This is a genomic window from Streptomyces sp. NPDC002838, from assembly GCF_040295365.1.
GTDB lineage: Bacteria > Actinomycetota > Actinomycetes > Streptomycetales > Streptomycetaceae > Streptomyces.
Genome location: NZ_JBEOVF010000051.1, coordinates 1 through 22,556 on the forward strand (window position 1 = coordinate 1; position 22,556 = coordinate 22,556).

Genomic DNA, 22,556 nt, shown 5'->3' on the forward strand with positions numbered 1-22,556 from the left:
GCGGGCTGACGCAGCTGTGGCAGATGCCCATGCGGCAGCCGCTCGGCATGACGACACCCGCCGCCTCGCCCACGACCAGCAGGGGCGTGGCCGGGGCGCCCACGGGGGAGACCACTGTCTACGAACAGGAACTTGCCCGACCAGTTCACCACGAGGTCGACCACACCTCCACGGTGTGCTGTGTTGACGGCGTGTGCGCTTGTCGGCCGTGGGCTGGACTGCTTCAGGATGCGGCTTCGCGTTGCGGCACCACTGCAACTGGGCAATCGGCGTGCTGGAGCGCGGCGTGCGCCACGCGGCCGAGGGGTAGTGCGAGCCCGTGGCGTCGAGGGGCGCCGAGGACGAGCAGGTCGGCCGTGGCCGACAGCGCGAGGAAGAGGTGGTGGGCGGGGCCCTCGGCGGTGACGCGATGCACCGGTACATCAGGATGTTCGCGCTCCGGGGTGCGCAGGACGTCGTCGAGCAGGGCCGATGCCTGATCCTCGTGGTGGTGGGCGGGATGCCCGGCGAGCAGCGGATGCGCAAGGGGTTTGTGCGCGGGGCGACGCCAGGCGCGTACGGCATCCAGCGCGCAGTGCCGTTCTTCGGCCTCGCGGAACGCGAACGTTATCGCCGCGGTGCTGGTTGCGGCATCCCCCACGCCGACCACGATGCGGCCATTAACCCCTTCCCGGTTGTGCGCGGTGCCACGTACAACGACCACCGGGCTGGAGGCATGCGTCGCCAGGGAGCGGCTGACCGAGCCCATCAATGCGCCCGTGATCGGTCCTCTGCCCCTGCACCCGGTCACGACGGCGGCGGCGAGGCACGCTTCCCGCAAGAGCGCCGCCTCGGCGTCGTCGGGAACGATGTCAACCGTGATCTTCACGTCCGGGTTGCGCTGCCGAGCCCGTTCGGCAGCGCGGCCGACGATGTCCAGTGCGAGCGCGTGCTCCGCGGGAACTTCCGTGGACTGCGCCAAGACGGGTCCTTCGTAGTGTTCCCACAGGCAGGCGTGCACGATGCGCAGCGGCAGGCCGTGCAGGGCCGCCTCGTCCGTGGCCCACTCGGCCGCCCAGAGGCCGGCCTCTGACCCATCGACGCCTACGACCAGGGGCAGCGTCATCGATCCCACCCCCTTCGGCACGCGCCAGGATGATGCCTTCATTCTCCCGCGCCACCACGCCCTCGCAGTGTCGCCGGAACGTTGGGACAGCACAGTTGCGGCCAGAAGGCTGACTCGCCGTCTGTGTGCCGACCGTTCACGATCTTTGGATGAATCGCTCCATCAGACGGGCGGCCATCACCGCACCGGCCAGGCGGGGCCGGTTGCCGTCGCGTTCGACGACCGCGACCAACGGAGTGTGCCTGCGCGCCATCAGTGCTGCGATGCGCAGGATCGACAGACCGAGTGCCCCGCTCAGCTGGGCTCCTCCCCACAGAAGGTCGGCCCATGCTCCCGCAGGTGCTGACCTGCCGATACGAGCGCAATGCCTAGCTCGCATGCCCCGCCCGCCGGGCGAGCGAGGAACAAGCTGCCGGGGACGCACCCGCTTGATCGGGCATCCATCTCCTGACTCCTTCGCCGCGACTTCGAGACCATCCCTTCTTCGCCGCGGTCTGGTTCGTGCACTCGTGGACCTCGGTCTCCGAGCCCTCGCCGGTACCCGAGAAGCCTGCACCCTCACTCACCGAATACTAAAGAATTTACCTAAATTGTATTGACTCATGACATATCGCGTGCTTCGTTATGACTAGACCACAACACCGAAAGAGCCACAAAGTCGGTGAGGACGTCTAGTCGGCGGAGTGACTTGGACAGGATGTGGTTCAGGCCCCCGGCAAGCCGGCGCGACACCGAGGCAACAGTGACGACTGAGGCTTCAGGACACGCGCAGCACTACCGGGGACTGTTTTGCCCTCGGAGCCTTCGCGCGAGCCTGACCTCGGTGCGAAGGCTTTGCCGCGCCCACGCTCCGCGGAACCGAAGAGCGCCAAGCCGGACCCCCACGGCCGGAACGGTCACCCTGCGTCGATGCCGGGACGGATCTCCACGGTGAAGGCCGCATCCTCGGCACCGTCACCTTCCTCGTCCTCCCAGACGATCACACGCACGTGCCTCTGCCCGGTGCCGCCCGCCTCCCACTCGGTCACCAGGTCGGTGACGACGAGGGCGGCGACGTACTCGGCGGACTCTTCGGGGCTGTCGGTGACGACGGTCCCCCGCCACCGCTCGGGATGGCCGCCGTGGGGGCGCCAGCCCTGCGAGCCGTACGGCTCGTCGACCCGGTACACCCAGCACTTCTCGGTGCCCATGGCACCGATCCTTCCACTCCAGGAGCACCACGCCCCCGCATCGGATCGACGCTGCCCGCCGAACGCGGGTCGCCCGGCTGCATCAATTGCCCCGATGGCATCGTGACCCCGGTTGCCCGCACCCTCAGGAGGGCAGGAGCGACGAGGGTAACCGCGCGGACGAGCCCCCCGGCAGGACTTGCGCGTGGTGTCCGCGCTCGCCGTGCTGACGCCGTGGGCGCGGCCCGGCGCACAAGGTGGCGGCGCATCCGCTTCTCTCCGGAGCCGTGTGCGCAGGTTCGAATCCTGCCGGGGCACTCCGGGAAAAGCTCCTGACCTGCAGAAATACAGGTCTGGAGTTTTTGCGTACCTGCCAAAACGCACACGGTCTTTTGGCCGTTGCTCTTTTCCGGTCGTGTAGCATCCCGAACAACGCGGCCACCCTCCTTTATTGGTGCGTTTCCGCAGGTCAAAGCCACTTCGTGAGGCGTTCGATGGCCACACTCAGGGCGAGATTCCGAACCTTGGCGCCAGCATGAAGGCCAGCACAGTTTCCCGCTGGAGAACCGCGTGCGACCTGCCTAAATGCGGCCGACAGCACAGCGAAACGCAAACGGTCCGGTGGGTCGTCACCGGTTCGGCCCGGCTCTACTCGTCCGGCTGTCGGATCGGGTGCGGGACGGCCGAGGGTTGGACGGCAGCGGACAGCACACCGCGCCTTGCGGTCAGGGCTCCTCCGGAGGGGCTGTTTCCCTTGGGACAGGGAGCGCCTGCCGAGCGCGGGTGGAGGAGTCGATCCTCGGTGCGAGACGGCGAAGCCGTCGTGCCGTGGCTGCGGCGTCGTCCCGTACGGAGACCGCGAGAAGGCTGAAGGGAGCGGTGGGCCACAGGGCGACGCACACCACGGGCCTGCCGGGCCGCACCGCCACGATGTCCTTTCCGCCGTGGTGGCCCCGCGTGCCGATGCACAGCGTCCCCGGAATCCAGACGCCTTTCTGGGCGACTCCCCGCAGGGCACGCCACCAGTCGGGTTCGACGGTCACCCGGCACACCGATGCGAGCGGCACGCGCACATCGCCGTGGCGCGCGGCCGCTTTCTCCCACCACGCCAGCCGTACGACGAGTTCATCACCCTTGGCAACCATCCGTGCCATTGATCGCGCCCTCCCTTCTATCCTCACGTCGTTTGCGTCCAGGAGGCAGACGGTCTCACCCTGCGAGTCGGCCCTTATCCGACGTGCTGGCACCTCATTCAATGAATGGGATTTCCGTCCAGACGAGACGTGTGATGGGTGAGCATGTTCACGTGCGCATAAGGCACGCTGACGGACTGTGAACGCGCCGCTGACTCACCGGGCGCAGCCGACGTCCAGCACTTCGATCACATCACCATGAGTGGTATACACAAGCCAGCACCATTCACCGAACGCCGCGCCCAGGCCCGTGACCTGGGCCTCCGGGGTGCGGGCCACAGCGCTGATGAGCGTGATGATCTCCTCGTGCATGTCGTCCGGTACGTCGGACAGCACGTTGTCAGCCGGCGGGATCAGTTCGATCTTCATTTCGCCCCCAAGGGCGGCAAGGACACCTGTGCGGCGGAGTGATGCTCTCCGCAGGACATGCGGATGACGACGACCAGCCTCTCCCCACACGATAAGTCCATCGTTGCTGGATCCGTGCCGTGGACAGCCAGCTTGTACGGCGGCCTGCTCTGAGGCGGAAGCCCAATGTCGCATTGCTCCTCCGACGTGAGCCGGGAGTTACGGCCCCACCGTGATCCGGTTGGCGGCTCGTGTCTGGTGGGCAGGGCGGAGCCCGTCGGTCGGCCGCGGGTCGTCCAGTCGCAGTCGCCTCGATGGCACTGCCGACAGGCACGAATCGCTCCCCTCCGCACCACGGCAAAGAGGACGTCACCCAAGCGGCGTATCACCACACGGGGCCGCGGAGTGCGCGGGAATAGCGTAGAAGCGCACTACGAACCACAAAGGGGGGACGCCAGACCCATCCCACTAGGAGGGCTCATGCCGGTTGCCGGGCAGATCATGCACCGAGGCGCTGAGTGCATCAACAAAACGGAAACCCTTACTCGCGCCGCCGAGATGATGAAACGACTGGAGGTCGGCGCGCTGCCTGTCTGTGAGGACGACGGCCGGATGTGCGGCATCATCACCGATCGCGACATCGTGGTGAAATGCGTCGCCGCCGGACACAACCCCGCCGAGACTCAGTGCACGGAGCTGTGCCAGGGCACCCCGCAGTGGATCGACGTCGACGCCGACGTCAAGGAGGTGCTCGACACGATGGAGCGGCACCAGATCAAGCGGCTCCCGGTGATCGAGAACAAAAAGCTGGTCGGCATGATCAGCGAAGCCGACATCGCCCGGCATCTCAACGACCAGCAGATCGCCGAATTCGCAGAGCGGGTGTATGCCACGGCCTGAGCACGGTCCGCCGTCAAAGGCCGGGGCGCCACCTGTGGTAACCCCCACCGCCCACACTTACGGCCCGGCTGGAGACGCTGGGGCGGGCAGCATCGGTTCGGCCTGCGGCCACCGGCTCGGCCATGTTGCGGAGCTTGATGTGGTGCACATGGACAGCTCGCGCAGCACGGCCTCGGCCTCGGCCTCGGCCTCCAACTGCCCGATCCGGTCCCTGCCGCTCCCGGATAGAAACGCCACTCGGTGGACCGTTCAATTGAAATACGATTCGAGCGTGCCGCGACGCCGGATATCGAGCGTCGCGCAGTGGAATGAGCCGCCGAACGGCGCGTAGTGGCTGCTCGTCGCGGACTCCGCCCGCTCATTGGCAGCGGTCGAGGAACGGAGGACACTACCGCAGCTCCGCATGCGGTTGGTCCTGTCCCCGGTGGGCGCCACCAAGCTGGTGGCGCTCGCCGACCTGCTGCAGGCAGGGCTGCTCGACACCCATCCCGGTCGAGCGCCTGGAAATCCTGCCCTACACGCGGTTCTGTGTCCCCTGCCACGAACCATCAGGCCACTCCCCCGCCGAAGTGGCTCGTCCTGGTCAGAGGGCGGTTCGGCGGCCCAGCACCGGTTCAGTCGTCGGATCCCTTTCCCTTCCCCTGTCATGCTTACCCTTGCCGTCGCGATCCTCGCCGTCTTCGTCGTCTTCTACTGGAGGCGCCGAGTTGGACGGCTGGACAGACGGGGGCGTAGCGGCAGGGGTCTCGCTCACGGGTACGGATCTGACGGTCGTCGGCGTGGGTGAAGTCGGCTGCGCGGGCGAAAGGGCTGTCGTCGCCTGCGTTCAGTGATGCTCCGATGGCGGCGGAAGCAGCGAACAGGACCACGGCAGCGGCGCCCAGTGCTGCTTTCGGTGCGAGCCTGCGGTGGGCGCGCGGGCGGGAGTGCGTGACGGGCGCCCCCGCCGGACGCGGCGGCCCGGGCGCAGGGGTGACCGGGGAGGGCAGGGGGACAATGCCCTGCGGCTCCGGACGGGGCCCCGCCTGCTGCTGTGTGCGGAGCCAGGTGGCTGCCTCCTCGGCGGCGGGCCGGTGCTCGGGGTCCTTGGCCAGCAGGTGCAGTACGTACTCGGAGAGCGGCTGCGGTATCTCGGGGCGCAGCCGGGCGGGCGGCGGCGGGGCGGCGTCGACGTGCTGTTGCACCACGGCGAGCGAGGTGGCGCCACGAAACGGGGGCCGACCGGTGAGCAGTTCGTACAGCACGCAGCCGAGCGAGTAGACGTCCGAGGCCGGCTGCGCCGCCCGCCCCAGGGCCCGCTCGGGGGCGACGTAGTCGGCGGTGCCGAGGATCTTGCCGGTGACGGTCAGGGTGCTTGATGCGTCGTCGGCGAAGCGGGCGATCCCGAAGTCGGTGATCTTCGCGGTGCGGTCGGCGGTGAGCATGATGCCGGCGGGCTTGATGTCCCGGCGGATCCCCCCTCGGTGGTGTGCTGCGGACAGGCCCGCCGCCACCTGCGCCGCGAGGGCGGCCGCCTCCTGCGGGGCCAGGGTGCCGCGCATCGACCGCTCCTGGGCCAGGCTCCAGCCGTCGACGAGTTCCATGACCAGGTAGAGCCGGCCGTGGTGGGAGCCGAAGTCGTACACGCCCACCACGTGGGGGCGGTTGAGGCGGGCCGCGGTCTGCGCCTCCAGGCGGAACCGCTCGGTGTCCGTGGCCTTTTCCGTCTTCAGGAGCTTGACCGCGACGGGGCGGCCGAGGACCTGGTCGGCGGCTCGCCACACCTCGCCCATCGCGCCGCGGCCCAGCAGCTCGTCCAACTGATAGCGGCCCCCCAGCAGCACCTGTTCACCCACCCCGAATCGCAACATCAACCGCACATCCCACAGACCTGAATTCTCATACTTGGTGATCATTTAGGTTGCGGCGCGCCCAGGTCACCGGGCTCCCCGGGCGGTGGGGCGTAGTCCCGTCGCTCCCCGCGGGGCAGGCAGGCGACCGGGGGACACACCTGTCTGCGCCTGTGATGCGAGTGCCCGCGCCCCAGGAGGGAGCAAGCATCACGGGGCCTGACCACAGCAGACCCACCTAATACAGCGCACGGGGGTGGTACCGGCGTGACACCTGCGACAGACCCGAGGATCACGAAGTCGCTCGCTGACCGATGGCCGGGCGCATCACAGCCGGGGCGTGGCAGGGCCTTTGAAGGCTCCGGTCGTGCCAGAGTCACCTGCGCGAGCTGATCAAGGCCGGGCCTGTCGCCGGGCACGCCGGCGCCAGCGACGTCGGTAGATGGCGGGACCCGGTTGCGGTCGTCCTACGCTCGGCATCGAAGGATCTTCTCTGCGGCACCGCATATCCGCGACAGCACTCGATAGGCGTCCCGCCGACAGTCGGAATCCGAACTCAAGCACGCCACGAGTGCAGCGATCAGGACTGGCAGCAGGATGAGGCCCACGACAGCTGCGGTGTGCGTCGTCATGGCGGACAAAGGTAAGTGGCGTTGCACAGCCGGGCGAGCCGGTTATCCACAGATTCCGCTGAGCCCTGTGGATAACCGGTGGGGCTGAACTCCTCCCTGCGTGGACGCAGCGCGGACCGGTGCAGCGCCAGTGACGGCGGCCGGAGCCGCGCCGGCAGCGCACCCGCCAGGCCCGTCGCCGTTGAGGAGCGCCTTGTGCCCCAGGCTATCTGCGGGCACGAGGGCGGCCCATCGGCCCGTCATCGGTGCGGCGCCCCTGGTTTCCAGGCTGTGGCCTCCGTCTGACGCCGGCGAGCTGTCGGGAAGCAACAGCTCAATGGTCGCGCTCGCCGAACTCACAGCGCGAGCGTCACGGCGCTCCCGCACATCGGCTCTCTCCGATGTCAGCTGTCCGCCCCCTGTCGGCCGGCCTGGATGCCGAGCGCCGTCTTCGGCACAGGAGGAGTGGCTCAGGCTCACTCGCTGAGGGCCGCAGTCAGCCGATGGCACTCCTGCTGTGGAACCACCGCCACCGGACACTCGGAGTGGTGCAACACCGTGTGTCCCACCAGGCCGAGCTGCGGACCGAGGTGGCCGCGACGCCGACGGGCCCCCATGACCAGAAGGTCGGCCGCCGACGACCGGGTCACCAGCGCATGGCGTGCGGAGCCCTCGACGAGCGCGCGGTGCACGATCACGCCGGGGTACTCCTTGGCGACGCCGTCCAATGCCTCGTCAAGCAGAGCCGCGGCGTGGTCCTCCTCGGCATGGGCGGGCTCCCCGGTCAGCAGCGGGTGCGGCGCAGTCCTGTGCGCTGGGCGGCGCCAGGCCCGTACGGCTTCGACCTCGTACCCGCGCACCGCGCCCTCCCGGAGGGCATACCGGACCGCTGCCGGGGCTGTGGCACCGCCGACGCCTACGACGATGCGGCCGTTGGCGGCTTGTCTGTTCTCCGGTCGGCCGCGTACGACGACGACCGGACGGGGAGACCGGGCCGCGAGGGAGAGACTGACCGAGCCGAGCAGGAGTTCCTTGATCGGTCCCCTGCCTCGTACCCCGGTCACGACGGCAGTGGCGAGGCGCGCCTCGCGCAACAGCGCCGACACGGGATCCTCCGGCACCACTCCAGTGCCGATCTCCAGCGTCGGCGCGCGCTGCCGGGCACGCTGGGCCGCTCGCGCCACGACACTCTCGGCGATGTCGTGCTCGGTCACCACATCCGAGACGGCCCCGGGGGTGTCCGCAAGGGCCGCACCCTCGTACCGCTCCCACAGCGAGGCATGGACGATCCGCAGCGGCAGACCGTGGCGGACCGCCTCGTCCACGGCCCAGTCGACGGCATGGAGGCTGGGCTCCGAGCCGTCGACACCCACGACCAAGGGCAGCACCATGGTTCCCACCGCCTTCAGCGCGCCGGGATGCCCTCTCATTCTCCCTCCACTTGGGCCGGCGCGGCTCGTACACCGTCCGGCGGACGACAGCCGGGAGTTTCCGCCCGGTGCGTACGCGGGTGTCGCCAGGGCACGCGGCGTAGATCCGTCTCCACGCCCACGCCGGCGACGCCGTGCTCAGTGCCAGTCGCCGCCCCCGGCCCCGGCCCCGTCACGATCCTCATCCCGGATCGTGAGGACCTGGCCGCGCTGTGCGACGGACGGACGACCGTGATCGAGGTCTGATCCGGCCCCTCACGGATGGGGCAGTGTCTTCGGACCTGCCGCTGCTGATCGAGCTCGGGCGGCTGGTCGTAGGCGCTCAGCAACCCTGTCCACGGGCAAATCCCCCCGGGGGAGATGTCCTGTCGGCAGTGGCGGTGATCGCCGCAAGGTCTGCAGGGAGGGGCGAGCCGAGGTCAGGCGGCTCGCCCCTCAAGGGTTGTTCCGTCAGGCCACGACAGGCTCGGGTTCAGCAGCGTTGAGTGTCAGCCGACCGGCCCGGTGCAGCCCGTACAGGGACCCGGCACAGGCCAGGCCGAGGACGAGCAGCGCCAGCCACGGCAGCGCGGACATGCCGGCCCCGCGCGCGGCGTCGAGGGCCGCTCCGGTGAGCAGGTTGCCCAGTGTGATGCCGACACCGCAGATGGTGTTGTAGAGCCCGTAATGGGTGGCGACGAGCCGGTCACCGGAGAGCCGGACGATCGTGTCCATCTCGAAGGGGTACGCGATCATCGTGCCCAGGGCCAGCAGCAGCGCGGCCAGCGTCGGCGGGACGGCGGCGAGCAGCCGGCGTCCGATCCCTTCGTCGGGCACGGGTAGAGCCGTCGCCGCGAGGAGCGGCACGAACGCCAGCCCCATGGTCAACAGCCCCCAGGCCAGGGCCTGTCCGGGCTCCAACCGCTCCTTGCACCACGCCGTCACCCGGGTCTGGCCGAAGATGGTGGCGAGACCGGACGCGGCGAAGAGGAGTGCCACGGCAGCCGTCCCGAACTCCCCCTCGCCTCCGAGGCGTCGTACCTCCAGTGGCAGCGCCAGGTAGACCTGGAAGGACAGGACGTACGAGCCGATCATGGCCGTCGAGAAGAGCAGGAAGGCGCGGTTGCGCAGGATCCCGCCCCACTGGGACAACACACGCTCCCGGCCGCCGGCCTTCGTGCGCGCCGCGTCGTCCGCCCGGCGAGCCGGCAGCGCTCGGATCTGCACGACGCTCAGCAGGGCGAAGATCGCCGCCGAGACGAGGCAGGTGATCCGGAAGTCGACGCCGGTCAGCAGCATCCCCACCAGCGGGCCGAGCAGAATGCCCGCCTGGTAGAAGACGTTGAACAACGCGAACGCCTCGACCCGGCGCTCCCCCGCGTCGGCCGCGAGGTAGGCGCGGACGGCCGGGTTGAACAACGCCCCCGCGAAGCCGGTCGCCGCCGAGGCTGCGAGCAGCGCCGGGACCGAATCGACCAGGCCGAGCGTGGCGAAGCCGACGGTGCGCAGCACGCATCCGGCGACGATCAGGGGCTTGTAGCCGAGCCGGTCGGCGAGGGTGCCGCCGATGAGGAACATGCCCTGCTGGCTGAAGTTCCGTACGCCCAGGACGAGCCCGACCAGCCAGCCGGCCAGCCCGAGGGTTCCGGACAGGTGGGCGGCCAGGTACGGCATCAGCATGTAGAAGCCGAGGTTGATGGTGAACTGGTTCACCAGGAGCAGCTGGACGCTTCGGTCGTAGGAGCGGACCTGCGTGAGTGTCGCCTTCACAGCGCCCCGCCTTCGGCACCGGCCGTCTCAGCCGGCAGGGAGAGCGGGTCGTCGACCGTCGCGCAGCGCGTCCAGCGGATGACCTCCTTTTCGTCGGGGCGTCCGATGACCTCCGGTTCGGGGGCCGGGGGCGCCTCCAACAGCCCGTGCTCGGCGCAGTATTGGTCGTCGTAGATGGTCTCCAGATATCGCTGGGGTCCGTCGGGGAAGATCGCCGCGATGCGGGTGCTCGGCGGTGCCGTACGGGCGAGCCAGCCGGCCACGAGCGCGACCGCCCCGACGCTCCAGCCGCCCGTGGCGTAGTGCGATGCGGCCAACTTCCGGCAGGCCCAGACGGATTCGGCGGGCGCCACCCAGTGCACCTCGCTGAAGTTCTCGTACGCGACGTTGCGCGGGTAGATGCTGGAGCCGAGGCCGCGCATGAGGCGGGGCCGGGCGGGCTGGCCGAAGATGGTCGAGCCGACGGTGTCCACGCCTACCAGCCGCATCCCGGGGTACAGCTGGCGCAGGACGCGCGAGATGCCCGCGGAGTGCCCGCCGGTGCCGACACTGCAGACCAGTACGTCGATGTGCCCCATCTGCGAGGCGAGTTCGAGGGCGAGCGAGGTGTAGGCGGTGACATTGTCGGGGTTGTTGTACTGGTCGGGGCACCAGGCTCCAGGCTGCTGTGCCAGCAGTTCGGCGACGCGATCGCGGCGGGCCTGCTGCCAGCCACCGGTGGGATGCGGCTCGGAGACCATGTCGACGGTGGCGCCGTAGGCGGTGAGCAGCCGGGTCATGGACGGTTCCAGGCCCGGGTCGGTGACGAGGGTGACGGGATGTCCATAGACCATCCCGGCCAGGGCGAGACCGAGGCCGAGGGTGCCGCTGGTCGACTCGATGATCGGACGTCCCGGCCGCAAGTCCCCCCGGCTCCGGGCCCGTTCGACCATGTGCAGTCCGGGGCGGTCCTTGATGCCGCCGGGGTTGAAGCCCTCCAGCTTCGCCCAGAAGCCTCGGTCGGCCGGTGTGAAGGGCTGGGAGACCTGCAGTACAGGTGTGTTGCCGACCAGCCCTTGGAGGGTGGAGCCGGCGGGGATGGAATCACTCGTGGTCAGAGAGTGCATCTCTGTTCGCTCTCATTCGGTGTGGACGCGTGCGGATGCTCATCTCGCGCACCGTCGGAATGGCGCGGTGCGCGGCGGTCGACGGGGCCGACCGCCGGGGCGGCGTCTATGTACGCCACCGGCAGATGGCGATGAGAGCGGACCGGCCGCCGCTCGACGGCAGTCTTCGCGACGCCCTGGAGGGAGCGGACGTGAGGTTGTCCGTCGTGTCCGCCGGCGACCCGGTTATGAGGGCGAGCGGCAGAACGCGAGCAGCCGACGGGGCGGCCGTGGCAGTTTCAGGACCGGACCCATGGCAGTGGTCCGGGGGTTCAGTGGCTTCGAGGATGTCCTCCTCGAAGCTCGCCGCCGATAGCGGGACGTCGCTCGCGGAGGCGGCTGAGCGACCGTACGACCGCTCCGAGGCATGGTGCTGATCGCCGACGCACGCCAGCACCAGGAACAACAAGAAGCAGAGCGTGGTGCGGACGAGTCCGTTCTTTCGAAACGAACCCGACCGTCGGGCAGGAACAGGAGATGCGGCAGGGCAAGGCGGCACAGATCCTCCGCGCGGCAGCCGCCCCCGCCGGAAGACTCACGGCACGGGGCAGCGATCAGTGGGGGGTGATGGAGAGCCGTCGACCACCGCGCCGCACTGTGGGGGCCATGCGCAGGAGGTCAGACGCCGATGAACCGACCGACCGGAGAGTGGGCACGACTGTGGCTTCGGGCCGAGTCGGTGCATCCCCGGGAAGTATCGACCGGTTCGTGAGGGCGCTGACCTAGATACGAAGAACCGCGGTTTCCGCCACATGATGCGCTGTCGGCACCACGAAGTCCCGTGCCGCGGAGGGACGGGCGTGCACGGGGACGGCCATGCTGTCGTCCGTGGCCGAACTCAGCGGCCAGAGGCTGGGCATCCCCACACCAGGGCCCTGCGAAGGCTGCCCCAGTGCGCATTCCCCTGAGGTGAGGTGCTCCCCGTGGCCATGGTGATGGTCTTCCGAAGAGTCGCTCGCCGACAGAGCCTGCGTGGCACTTGCAACTTTCTCGGGCTCAGCAGCTGACTCGATCGGAACGTCCGACACCGGGACGGCTTTCCCGGAAGTGACGTGACTCACCGTCGCATCAGGGCTGACCGCATGCATATACAGCAGGCCGAAGAGGAACAGGCCCAGCCCCAGTACACGCCACAGAGCCGCTGATGAGCGGCTCCGCTGCACGCCAGAGGGAGACCAGGCCGTAATCACGCCGTGATCCTAACCTGATCCAGAAGGCACCTGCACTTCGAACAACGGGAACACTGTGTTCCGCGAGCTTCACGGCGGGACCGTACTTGCCGTCGGCTTTCTCGGTCTTGGCCATCTCGATGGCGCCCTCGTGGTGCTCGATCATCATCTTGAGGAACATCTTGGCGAACTCGGCGCCGGAACCCTTCTCCAGCTTGTCCATGTCCTCGCTGCTCATCATGCCGGGCATGGAGGGCGACACGTCGTGGCCCTCGTGACCCATGCCGGACATGTCCTCGGGGACTTCCTCACCCCACGAGGTGAGCCAGCCCGACATCGTCTTGATCTCCGGGTCCTGCGCCCCCTTGATCTTGGTGGCGAGGTCCTTGACCTACATCGGTGACACCGACTTCACCGATCCCGATCCGGAGGCCGCGGAGAGCGGACTCACCGTGGCGCCCGAAGGCAACGGCCACCAGGCGGAGTTCACCCTCGACAACCGCTATGTGATCGGCGCCGACGAGGACTTCGGGCCGTACGCACTGTCAGCCCGCAACCTCGACGACAACACCGCCGTCACCGCGGGACAGGGCATCCCCCTGGAGGCGGGCAAGACCATCACCGGCGATTCGGTCTACACCGGCCTGGCCTGCAACGACAGCCCCGCCGTCCCTGCGGGAGACCCGGCCGCCGTGGACATCGCCGTCGTCGAGCGCGGCGTGTGCACCTTCACCGAGAAGGTCGCAGGCGTCGAGGCGGCGGGCGGCTACGACGCCGTACTCGTCTTCAACCGCCCCGGGACCGACGCCTGCGACGCGCAGAGCGGCATGACCGTCGAGGGCACCGTGCCGACGTTCGGCGTCGCACCGCGCAGCCAGGGCTTCGCAGCCTTCGACCAGCCGTACAGCAATGAGGACTGCCTCACCGGGACAGGACCCGCGACTCTGCCGGTGGAGATCGGCACCAAGGGTGACCGCCTCACCTTCTCGTCATACTTCGACGGCTGGGGCTACGCACATCTCTACCGCAACAAGGGCGGGAAGATGACGGAGCTCGACACCTACGCGATCTCCGAAGCACACGACCCGGCCCACGCGTCTGGCTCGGGCGACCTGTCCATCCACGAGGTGGCGGCCTCCGGTGTCCGCCCCGACCTCGCCTACTTCTCTTACTACGCGGGCGGGTTCAGGGTCGCGAAGATCAAGAAGGACAAGCTCGTGGAGGTCGGCCGCTTCATCGACGAGGGCGGCAACAACTTCTGGGGGGTCGAGACCTTCAACTCCTTCGGCAGGGAGTACGTAGCGGCGTCCGACCGCGACTACGGGCTCTACATCTTCGAGTACGTCGGTCGCTGACGTGATCTGAGCGTGACGGGGTCCAGGTCGGGCCCCGCTCGCACCACAGACGCACCCGGCCCCGCCTGCGCGCAGCCGACCGCTCACTCAGCGTGTTCCACCGGCCGTCCACAGAACAAGGCACCCTCGCGGTGAAATACCCCCAGGGGGTATATGGTTTTCGATGTGGGGCTCGGGAACGGGCCACACCGGATGAGATTGGGGAAGAGGTCATGGACCACACCGGTACCGCACACGACCACGCCACCCACGAGGGCCACGGCGGGCACGCGGGGGCCTCCTGGGGAACGGCAGCGAAGGCGACACTGCACTGCCTGACCGGCTGCGCCATCGGCGAGATCCTCGGCATGGTTATCGGCACCGCCCTGCTGTGGGGCAACGTGCCCACCATGGTCCTGGCGATCACGCTGGCGTTCCTCTTCGGCTACTCCTTCACGCTGTTCGCGGTGCGCCGGGCCGGCCTGGACCTCAAGTCCGCGATCAAGGTCGCGCTCGCCGCCGATACCGTGTCCATCGCTGTGATGGAGTTCGTCGACAACGCCATCATCGCCCTCACCCCCGGCGCGATGGACGCCCACCTTTCCGACGGACTCTTCTGGTCCGCCCTGCTGGGCGGGTTCGGGGTTGCCTTCCTGGTCACCACACCCGTGAACAAGTGGATGATCGGCCGCGGCAAGGGCCACGCAGTCGTCCACGCCTACCACTGACCACCAGCCGGACCGGCCCATACGCGCATGGGGCGCCCCAAGACCATGGGCACCCCATGCGCGTTTGCCGCACACCATCGTGGCTGGTCGCCAATGGGTCGAGGGCTGGAGGAGGCGTGGCCGCCCGGGCCCGCCGGCCTCCGGCAGTGAAGGGAGGCAACCGGCTATGACCACAGTCAAGGACATGCTCGCCACCTACCCGGCCGACCTCGGCGACATCGACCGCGACAAGCTCACCCGCCGATATCCAGGAATGCATCGCCTGCGCCCAGGCATGTACGGCCTGCGCGGATGCCTGCCTGTCCGAAGGCATGGTCGGCGAACTCGCCAAGTGCATCCGCACCGACATGGACTGCGCCGACGTCTGCAACGCCACCGTGGCTGCCCTGTCCCGCCACACCGGCTACGACGCCAACGTCACACGCGCGATCCTCACCGCGTGCGCGACGGCCTGCACAGCGTGCGCCGACGAATGCGGCTGCCACTCCGACATGGACCACTGCCGCATCTGCGCCGAAGCCTGCCGCACCTGCGAACAGGCGTGCAGTGAACTCCTCCAGGCCCTCCGCTGACGGAACACCGCCCGGTTCGCCGACCTCGCCGGCGTTGCATCGACGCACCCTCCCGCGCCGTAGCACCCACATCGAGGCCGGTGCCGACGAGGGCGCCCCTGACTCCATGTTGACCGACGCCATGGGCATGCGAGAGTCTAAATGAAAATGATTTCCATGCCCATGAGATGGAGAACCTTCGTGCGCCACCCCCAGCACCTCAGCACGGCCGCCGCCCTCGCGGCAGTCACCGCCGCTTCACTCACCGCCTGCGGCACCAGCGCCGACGCCGACAGCGGCGACGCCAAGGGCAGCGGCACGGTCAAGGTCGTGGCCACCACCACTCAGGTCGCCGACTTCGTCCGCAACATCGGCGGAGACCGGGTCACCGTCACCCAGCTGGTCAAGCCCAACGCTTCACCCCACGAGTACGAGCCGACCCCGGCGGCACTCGATGCGATCGGCGAGGCCGCGCTGCTGGTGAAGAACGGCGTGGGCCTGGAGGACGAGTGGCTGCCCAAGACCGTTGAGGCGTCCGGCTTCGACGGCGAGACCGTCGACACCAGCACGGGCATTACTCTGCACCAGGGCGAGGACCACGAAACCGGCAAGACCGCCGACGACCCGCACATCTGGCACAACCCGCTCAACGCCAAAATCATGAGCGAGACCATCGAGAAGGCCCTGATCAAGGCCGACCCGTCACACAAGGCGGACTACCAGGACAACTACACGGCGTACGCGTCCAAGCTCGACGCCCTCGACAAGGACATCGCCGGCCAGATCAACTCCCTGCCCGCCGACGACCGCAAGCTCGTCACCAACCACGACGCCTTCGGCTACTACATAGACCGCTACCACCTGACCTATGTCGGTTCGGTCATCCCCGACTTCAGCGACCAGGCCGAGCTGTCCGGCAGCCAGCTGGACAGCCTCGTGGACAAGATCAAGAAGCAGAAGGTGAAGGCCGTCTTCGGCGAGACCTCGCTGCCTCCCAAGACCGCCCAGGCGATCGCCCGCCAGTCCGGGGTGAAGGTGGTCGCGGGCGACGGCTCGCTGTACGGCGATTCGCTCGGACCGAAGGGTTCGGCGGGCGACACGTACCTCAAGAGCATGGAGTTCAACACCAAGACGATCGTGGACGCCCTGAAGTGACCGCCACCGCCGTCGTACCCCAGCCGCGCACCGAGGATGCTCTGCCTCCGGCCATCGTCTTCGACCACGCCACCCTGGCCTACGGCTCCGCGACCGTGCTGCGCGATGTGCACGGCACGGTGCCCGCGGGCCAGGCCGCCGCACTCGTCGGCCCCAACGGCGCGGGCAAGTCCACCCTCATCAAGGCCGCGCTCGGCCTGGTCACGGTCGCCTCCGGCTCCGTCACCGTGCGCGGGCGGCGCCCGGCCGCCGCCCGTAGCCGCACCGCCTATGTCCCGCAGGCAGACACCCTCGACCCCGAATTCCCCGTCACCGTCGGGCAGGTGGTGCTAATGGGCCGCTACCGGGCGGTGGGCTGGCTGCGCCGCCCCGGGAAACGCGACCGGGCGATCGCCGCCGACGCCCTGGACCTGGTGGGGCTCGCCGACCGGGCTCGGGACCGCTTCGGTACCCTCTCCGGCGGCCAGCGCCAGCGCGTCCTGCTGGCCCGGGCCATCGCCCAGCAGGCCGACGTGCTCCTCCTCGACGAGCCGTTCAACGGCGTGGACGCGGTCAGCCGCAACGCGCTGCTCGGCGCGCTGCGCGAACTGCTGGCGGGCGGTGCCGCGGTCCTCGTCTCCACCCATGACCTGTCGGTCGCGCACGCCCTGTGCCGGCAGGTCTGTCTGCTCAACGGGCAGCAGTACGGGTTCGGCCCGCCGGAGCGGACGCTGACCGCCGACAATCTCCGCTGCTGCTACGGCGCGCACGTGCTCGAAGTCGACGGCGGCACGATCGTGGCGGGCACCTGATGGGCTCACCGCTCACCGATCCCTTCCAGGTGCCGTACATGGCCCGCGCCCTAGTGGAGTTGCTGATCCTGGGGGTACTGGGTGGCGCGGTCGGCGTCTTCGTCCTCGTACGCCGTCTCGCGTACGTCGCCGACGCGCTCACGCACACCGTCTTCCCCGGTGTCGTGGTGGGGTTCGCCGCCGGGGCGGCGGACGGGGTCTTCTGGGGTGCGCTGGTCGCCGGGCTGTTCACCGCCGTACTTCTGACGCTGCTCACCCGCGCGCCGCGTATCAGCGAGGACTCGGCGCTGACCGTCATCCTCACCGCGTTCTTCGGACTCGGCGTCGTCCTGGTCTCCCGGCAGCACGACTACCGGCACGACCTGAACGCCTTTCTCTTCGGACAGGTGCTCACCGTCACCCGCGCCGAAATCGTGCAGAGCGCCGTGCTCGCCGCGGGCTGCCTTGTCGTACTGGCGCTCCTGGGGCGGCACTTCACGCTGCGGGCCTTCGACCCGGAGGGCGCCCGCGCCATGGGCTACCGGACCTGGCTGCTGGACCTCGCGCTGAACGTCCTGATCGCCCTGGTGGTGGTGGCGGCGGTCCGCGCGGTGGGCACCGTCCTGGTAATCGCGCTGATGATCGTGCCCGCCGCCTTCGGCCGACTGCTCTCGCACCGCGTCCCGGTCATCGCCGCCATCGGCGCGGCCTTCGGCGCGCTGTGCGGCTGGCTCGGACTGGCAGCCAGCTACCAGGCGTCCGTCCGGCACGGCATACAACTGGCCGCCGGGCCTGCGATCGTTCTGCTCATGACGGCCGCGTATGCCCTGCTGCTCGCCACGCGGAAGGCGGCGGTACGGGCATGAGCTGGCTCGACTCCTACACCCACCGCGCACTGCTGGAAGTCGCACTGGTCGGCGCCGTGTGCGGCGCGATCGGCGTCCATGTCGTGTTGCGCCGCATGGGCTTCTTCACGATGGCCATGACCCACGCCACCTTCCCCGGCGTCGTCCTCGCCGCCGTGGCCGGCATCGACATCTACCTCGGTGGCGCCGCCATGGGCGTGCTGGTCTGCCTGTGCGTCCTTGCCGTCTCCCGCCGCCGCGACCAGGGCGCCACCACCGCGACCGGCATCGTGCTGGCCGCCGGCTTCGCACTCGGCGTCGCCCTGCTGTCCGCCTCCAACGGCTTCAGCCGCGACCTCGAAGCCTTCATGACCGGCTCCATCGTCACCGTCACCGGGCACGACCTCGCCGTGACGGCCGGTGTGGGCGCGCTGGTCCTGCTGGTACTCGCCGCCCTCCACAAAGAGCTTGTGTACGGCGCCTTCGACCCCGACGGCCAGCGCGCCGCCGGATACCCCGTGACCGCCCTCGACCTCCTCGTGCTGGTCCTCATCGAGGCCGTCATCATCGTCACCGCGCCCGCCATCGGAGTCATGCTCGCCATGGCCCTCATCGTCGGCCCCGCCGCCACCGCCCGGCTGTGGACGGACCGCATCGGTCTGACTGTGCTGCTGTCCGTCGCCCTCGGCACCGGCTGCTGCGCCCTGGGCCTCGTCCTGTCAACCCACTGGGAGCTCGCCGCCGGCGGCACCATCACCCTCGTCGTCGCCGTCGTCTTCCTGATTTCCCTGGTCCTCTCCCCCCACAGCGGCCTGCTCGGGCAGCCTCTGCGGCGCCGCGCCATGCCCACTGGCTGAGACCGGCGGATCAGACACCCCCCGAGGGCCGTCAGGTAGTTGCGTGCCCCGGCCCGGGCCGCCGCGGCAGAGGGGCCGGGCCGCGACAAGCACCATCCATGCGGTCCGCATTCCCTTCACCACCGGCAATGGGTAGCCAGGTGGCGGAAACGCCCCCTGCCCTCAGCTGCCTCCCAAACCGATGGGCAAACGCTGCTGTTGGAAGTGCACAAAGCCAGTAAGCGGCCTTCCGGGAGAGGTCGAGCAACGTATCCACAGAAACGGCACAACCTATGGACAAGTGGTACCGCTGAAGGTCCAGCTCCACCAACAGGCGCACCGTCACAGACTCCTCGCGACGCTCGTCCGGCACCCGGATCCCAGGGCTCTTGCGCCCGCCGGCGGTGACCGCCCACTCGGCCGCCTGCGCGGCGGGGGCGGCCGAGTCTCCATCCGGATCGGCTACGGGTACTCCTCGCCCGGTCGACGAGGATGTCCACGTGGTCACCTCACGGACTGCTCTCTGAAGCGGCCCGCTGCCATGCCTCGGCCGCCTGCTCGCACCAGTTGCGGCTGTTGCACAACCTCGGCCGGGTGATCGGCGAGCGACAGGGGCGCTCGGACCCATCTACGCGCTGTACGACAACCACGTCGCCGAACTCCTGTGGCAGGCCCTCCATCACGCGCAGCACCTGAGAACCGGGCCTGCGTGACGCACCGGCCGCCGCGGCCACGCGGACAGCGGTGGACTGTTTTCCCGGGCCCCGGGACGGGTGGGCGAACCCCGAACTACACATGCACGGATCGCCATATGTTAATGTCGCCATGCACGGCCTGCGGAGCACGAGCCACAGGCGACCCAAGAGCGCGCCCAGGAGCACGAGATGACCACCGCCACTGAACACCGCACGCACGACAGCCACACGCACACCCACGGCGAGGGCTGCGGCCACGTCGCCATCCCGCACGGTGACCACACCGACTACGCGCACGACGGTCACATCCACCGCGTCCACGAGGACCACGTCGACGAGTGCGCGAACACCGGCCACGCCAGCCACGAAGGCCACACTCACCAGCACGGCGAGGGCTGTGGCCACGTCGCCGTACCGCACGAGGACCACGTCGACTACGTGCACGACGGCCACCGCCACGCCGCCCACGACGGCCACTGGGACGATCACTAAGCCGAGTTCGCCCTCGGCAAACGGAACGTCAGCCGAAAATCATTGCCACATGCTAATGTGTGCATATGGTAACGATTCCGCCCTCCCCGACAGCCGTGACCGACGAGCCACTGCGGGACCTGCAGGCAGCCAGTGACCTCTTGAAGGCACTGGCGTCCCCGGTCCGCGTCGGCATCGTGCGCGAGCTGTCCCAGGGCGGAAAGTACGTCCACGAACTGGTCACAGCGCTCGGCGTGAGCCAGCCGCTGGTCTCCCAGCACCTGCGGGTGCTGCGCAACTCCCGGATCGTGGCGACCCGGCGCCAGGCTCGCGAGATCCAGTACTGCCTCACCGACGACCATGTCGCCCACATCGTGCTGGATGCCATCCGACACGCACAGGAGTAGCCCGGCGGCGTCGCGACACGACGGCGCCGGGCATCTCTTGTTAATGGAATCCATTTCCATATACCCGGTCGTCCCACTCGTGAGAGCCGGGGAGGCGGGTCATGACGGAGCGCGGTGCAGACCTGGGCACGGTCCAGGAAACCCTTCTGATCCCGCTGTACGGCCGGGCGGTGGAGAGCCGCAAGGAGGACGCGATCCTCACCGACCCGCGCGCCGAGGAGATCGTCGCGGCGATCGACTACGGCTTCGCCCGCTTCGACGATCTCCAGCCTGACCGGTGCGGTCCTGCGCACCAGCTTGTTCGACCGCTGGGTGACCGACTTCCTCGCCGCCCATCCCGCCGGTACCGTGGTGGAGATCGGCACGGGCCTCAACACCCGCTACGAGCGCACCGACAACGGCCGGGCTCGCTGGTTCGAGCTCGATCTGCCCGACGTGATCGAGTTGCGCCGCGCCTTCTTCGCCGACATGTCACGCCGCACGATGATCGCCGCGTCGGTCACGCACGAGGCATGGGCGGAGACCGTCGCCGCGAACTCCGGCGGACCGTACTGCTTCGCCGCGGAAGCCGTACTGCCGTTCCTTACAGAGGCGGACGTCCACCACGTCATCGACCTGCTGGCCAGTCACTTCCCCGGCTCGACACTGCCGGCCCCGGCATCGTCGGCACCCAGGACCAGCACGACGCGCTCAGCAAGGTGGAGGCCCGGATGCAGTGGACGTGCGCCGATCCGGCGGGGCTCGCCGAGTGGCGGCCCAGGGCACAGGTACTGGCCTCCCACACGCTCAGCAGCCTTCCCGCCCCGATGTACAACGAACTTCCGGCCGCCACCCAGGAGATGCTGAGCGGCCTCGCCGCCCAGCATCTGCCTCAGGTCGAGGAGTACCGGCTCAGCCTGGTCCGCCTGCCCTGACGCACGGTCACTGGGTACCGGCACTGCCGAGGAGCGGGTCCGGGACCGTAGTCCAGCCCTCCTGACCCAGGGACAGCTCGGCGTCGGTGAGCAGGGCCGCGTCCAGTGCGGAGCGGATCGCCGGGCCGTCGAGGCTGGTTCCGGTCAGGGTGATCTCGTTGCGGCGTTCGCCGTAGTAGTCATCCCAGAACCAGGAGGCGAGGGCGCGCCGCTGCGGGGAAGCGGCCTGCCAGGCGCGCGCGTCCGTCGGCTCCAGCCAGCGGTCTGCCTCCTTCAACTCCAGGTGGGCCCCGGCCGAACGCCAGGTCACGACGGAGTCGGGACGGCTGCACAGCCACAGGTGGCCTCGGCCGCGGACAACACCGCGCATCGCGGTGGGGAGCGCGTTCGCCAGCCGCCCGGGGTGCAGGGGGCGGCGGGCCCGCCAGAGCACCGTCTCCACTCCTCGGCCGGCGCCGTATCGTGTAGAGGGAACCGTCACCGGCTCCAGTCGCGCCTGCCACTCGCCCTCGGCGCCAGGAGGCGCGGCCCGGACGAGCGAGGCCGACAGCTCGGGTCCGGCTCCGTCAATGTCCGGAGGTGTTACGAGGCGGGCACGTGGGTTGAGTTGGGAGGCCAACGCGGCTGCGGCAGACGCCTGTTCGCTGTCGCTGCCCGCGGGAGCCGGCACGAGCAGTACGTCCGCCGCCTCCACCTGGCGAACGGCGGCCTCGGCCGGGCTCAGGGCCTCACCGTGCTCGCACCCGCTCCACAGCTGTACCGCCTGATGAACGCAACCGACGTCCACCATGAATGACGACGGCTCGACTCCGACCACCACGGGTGCCGGCTCGTAGTAGTCCCCCAGCGAGCCGCTCGCCACGCGGGCACGCCACAACTCCACCAGGAACGGTAGGACATCGACGTCCCCGGGCAGGGCGAGAACCACGTGCACCAGGCGCGAACAGCGCCGTAGAGACATCAAGTCCTGACGGAGAATCACCACAGGATCGCCCGTCGCACCCCAGGCTGCCTCCCGCACGGACGCGTCGGCGCTCGACAGGAACCGCTGGACGACCTGGTACCCCATCTCCTGACCCTGGATCGACACGGCCAGCAGCACGGCGCGCGGAGACAGCCGCAGCAACTGCTCGACTCCGACGCCGCGGATCTCGGGGGTGTTGCCGGCGACCACGCTCAACAGGCCCTTCTGCACGCCGTCG

The 22,556-nt window shown here is 69.1% G+C and carries 20 protein-coding genes and 7 pseudogenes; 15 read left to right on the forward strand and 12 right to left on the reverse strand.

Annotated elements, in window-relative coordinates:
- The 5 genes and pseudogenes from ABT063_RS41355 to ABT063_RS41375 all read right to left on the reverse strand — a co-directional run.
- Window positions 1–91, reverse strand: a pseudogene (locus ABT063_RS41355) (2Fe-2S iron-sulfur cluster-binding protein); the annotation flags it as partial.
- Between the two features lie 132 nt (window positions 92–223).
- Window positions 224–1,105, reverse strand: a complete 882-nt coding sequence (locus tag ABT063_RS41360) for a universal stress protein (protein WP_351066110.1) — start codon at window positions 1,103–1,105, stop codon at window positions 224–226.
- A gap of 896 nt (window positions 1,106–2,001) precedes the next feature.
- On the reverse strand, window positions 2,002–2,295 hold the full coding sequence (locus ABT063_RS41365; RefSeq protein ID WP_351066111.1) for a hypothetical protein: 294 nt from the start codon (window positions 2,293–2,295) through the stop codon (window positions 2,002–2,004).
- A 704-nt stretch (window positions 2,296–2,999) separates the two neighbouring features.
- On the reverse strand, window positions 3,000–3,428 hold the full coding sequence (locus ABT063_RS41370) for a hypothetical protein (RefSeq protein ID WP_351066112.1): 429 nt from the start codon (window positions 3,426–3,428) through the stop codon (window positions 3,000–3,002).
- Between the two features lie 195 nt (window positions 3,429–3,623).
- Window positions 3,624–3,836, reverse strand: a complete 213-nt coding sequence (locus tag ABT063_RS41375; RefSeq protein ID WP_351066113.1) for a hypothetical protein — start codon at window positions 3,834–3,836, stop codon at window positions 3,624–3,626.
- Window positions 3,837–4,295: 459 nt separating this feature from the next.
- Between ABT063_RS41375 and ABT063_RS41380 the strand changes: the two genes are divergently transcribed.
- From ABT063_RS41380 to ABT063_RS41390, 3 genes and pseudogenes are all read left to right on the forward strand, one after another.
- Window positions 4,296–4,715: a CBS domain-containing protein gene (locus tag ABT063_RS41380; RefSeq protein ID WP_351066114.1), complete on the forward strand. Its 420-nt coding sequence runs from the start codon at window positions 4,296–4,298 to the stop codon at window positions 4,713–4,715.
- Window positions 4,716–5,049: 334 nt separating this feature from the next.
- Window positions 5,050–5,181: pseudogene (locus tag ABT063_RS41385) on the forward strand (MarR family transcriptional regulator); the annotation flags it as partial.
- Window position 5,182: 1 nt separating this feature from the next.
- Window positions 5,183–5,254, forward strand: a pseudogene (locus ABT063_RS41390) (TraR/DksA C4-type zinc finger protein); the annotation flags it as partial.
- A 111-nt stretch (window positions 5,255–5,365) separates the two neighbouring features.
- Here the strand turns inward: ABT063_RS41390 and ABT063_RS41395 are convergent.
- The 6 genes and pseudogenes from ABT063_RS41395 to ABT063_RS41420 form a co-directional block, all read right to left on the reverse strand.
- The gene (locus tag ABT063_RS41395; RefSeq protein WP_351066115.1) at window positions 5,366–6,565 is read right to left on the reverse strand and encodes a serine/threonine-protein kinase; all 1,200 of its coding nucleotides are present in this window, start codon (window positions 6,563–6,565) and stop codon (window positions 5,366–5,368) included.
- Between the two features lie 1,066 nt (window positions 6,566–7,631).
- Complete coding sequence (locus tag ABT063_RS41400; protein ID WP_351066116.1) at window positions 7,632–8,585, reverse strand: universal stress protein; 954 nt, start codon at window positions 8,583–8,585, stop codon at window positions 7,632–7,634.
- Between the two features lie 450 nt (window positions 8,586–9,035).
- Window positions 9,036–10,334, reverse strand: coding sequence for an MDR family MFS transporter (locus ABT063_RS41405; protein WP_351066117.1), 1,299 nt, complete (start codon window positions 10,332–10,334; stop codon window positions 9,036–9,038).
- Complete coding sequence (locus ABT063_RS41410) at window positions 10,331–11,440, reverse strand: PLP-dependent cysteine synthase family protein (protein ID WP_351066118.1); 1,110 nt, start codon at window positions 11,438–11,440, stop codon at window positions 10,331–10,333. The genes ABT063_RS41405 and ABT063_RS41410 overlap by 4 nt, the downstream gene beginning before the upstream one ends.
- A 761-nt stretch (window positions 11,441–12,201) precedes the next feature.
- Entirely contained in the window at window positions 12,202–12,567 is a 366-nt protein-coding gene (locus ABT063_RS41415) for a hypothetical protein (RefSeq protein WP_351066119.1), read from the reverse strand.
- A gap of 160 nt (window positions 12,568–12,727) precedes the next feature.
- Window positions 12,728–13,039 (reverse strand): annotated as a pseudogene (locus ABT063_RS41420) (DUF305 domain-containing protein); the annotation flags it as partial.
- Between the two features lie 4 nt (window positions 13,040–13,043).
- On the opposite strand from ABT063_RS41420, the gene ABT063_RS41425 reads away from it, so the two are divergent.
- The 12 genes and pseudogenes from ABT063_RS41425 to ABT063_RS41480 all read left to right on the forward strand — a co-directional run bounded on the left by ABT063_RS41425 (window position 13,044) and on the right by ABT063_RS41480 (window position 21,354).
- Window positions 13,044–14,003: a PA domain-containing protein gene (locus ABT063_RS41425; protein ID WP_351066165.1), complete on the forward strand. Its 960-nt coding sequence runs from the start codon at window positions 13,044–13,046 to the stop codon at window positions 14,001–14,003.
- A 212-nt stretch (window positions 14,004–14,215) separates the two neighbouring features.
- Entirely contained in the window at window positions 14,216–14,710 is a 495-nt protein-coding gene (locus ABT063_RS41430; protein WP_351066120.1) for a DUF4396 domain-containing protein, read from the forward strand.
- A gap of 166 nt (window positions 14,711–14,876) precedes the next feature.
- Window positions 14,877–15,282, forward strand: a pseudogene (locus ABT063_RS41435) (four-helix bundle copper-binding protein).
- A 180-nt stretch (window positions 15,283–15,462) separates the two neighbouring features.
- Window positions 15,463–16,416, forward strand: a complete 954-nt coding sequence (locus tag ABT063_RS41440) for a metal ABC transporter substrate-binding protein (RefSeq protein WP_351066121.1) — start codon at window positions 15,463–15,465, stop codon at window positions 16,414–16,416.
- Window positions 16,413–17,207, forward strand: a complete 795-nt coding sequence (locus ABT063_RS41445) for a metal ABC transporter ATP-binding protein (protein WP_351066122.1) — start codon at window positions 16,413–16,415, stop codon at window positions 17,205–17,207. Before ABT063_RS41440 ends, ABT063_RS41445 begins: the two co-directional genes overlap by 4 nt.
- A complete protein-coding gene (locus tag ABT063_RS41450; RefSeq protein ID WP_351066123.1) occupies window positions 17,207–18,052 on the forward strand; it encodes a metal ABC transporter permease in 846 nt (281 codons plus the stop codon). Before ABT063_RS41445 ends, ABT063_RS41450 begins: the two co-directional genes overlap by 1 nt.
- The gene (locus ABT063_RS41455) at window positions 18,049–18,888 is read left to right on the forward strand and encodes a metal ABC transporter permease (RefSeq protein ID WP_351066124.1); all 840 of its coding nucleotides are present in this window, start codon (window positions 18,049–18,051) and stop codon (window positions 18,886–18,888) included. The genes ABT063_RS41450 and ABT063_RS41455 overlap by 4 nt, the downstream gene beginning before the upstream one ends.
- 492 nt (window positions 18,889–19,380) lie before the next feature.
- A pseudogene (locus ABT063_RS41460) lies at window positions 19,381–19,617 on the forward strand (transcriptional regulator); the annotation flags it as partial.
- A gap of 134 nt (window positions 19,618–19,751) precedes the next feature.
- Window positions 19,752–20,054, forward strand: coding sequence for a hypothetical protein (locus ABT063_RS41465; RefSeq protein WP_351066125.1), 303 nt, complete (start codon window positions 19,752–19,754; stop codon window positions 20,052–20,054).
- A 95-nt stretch (window positions 20,055–20,149) separates the two neighbouring features.
- Window positions 20,150–20,440, forward strand: a complete 291-nt coding sequence (locus tag ABT063_RS41470; protein ID WP_351066126.1) for an ArsR/SmtB family transcription factor — start codon at window positions 20,150–20,152, stop codon at window positions 20,438–20,440.
- A gap of 297 nt (window positions 20,441–20,737) precedes the next feature.
- Window positions 20,738–20,998 (forward strand): annotated as a pseudogene (locus tag ABT063_RS41475) (class I SAM-dependent methyltransferase); the annotation flags it as partial.
- 152 nt (window positions 20,999–21,150) lie between these two features.
- Window positions 21,151–21,354 (forward strand): hypothetical protein, encoded by a 204-nt coding sequence (locus ABT063_RS41480; protein WP_351066169.1) that lies wholly within the window; start codon window positions 21,151–21,153, stop codon window positions 21,352–21,354.
- A 7-nt stretch (window positions 21,355–21,361) separates the two neighbouring features.
- Here ABT063_RS41480 and ABT063_RS41485 read toward each other — a convergent pair whose 3' ends face one another.
- Entirely contained in the window at window positions 21,362–22,549 is a 1,188-nt protein-coding gene (locus tag ABT063_RS41485) for a GTP-binding protein (RefSeq protein WP_351066127.1), read from the reverse strand.
- Window positions 22,550–22,556: the final 7 nt, after the last annotated feature.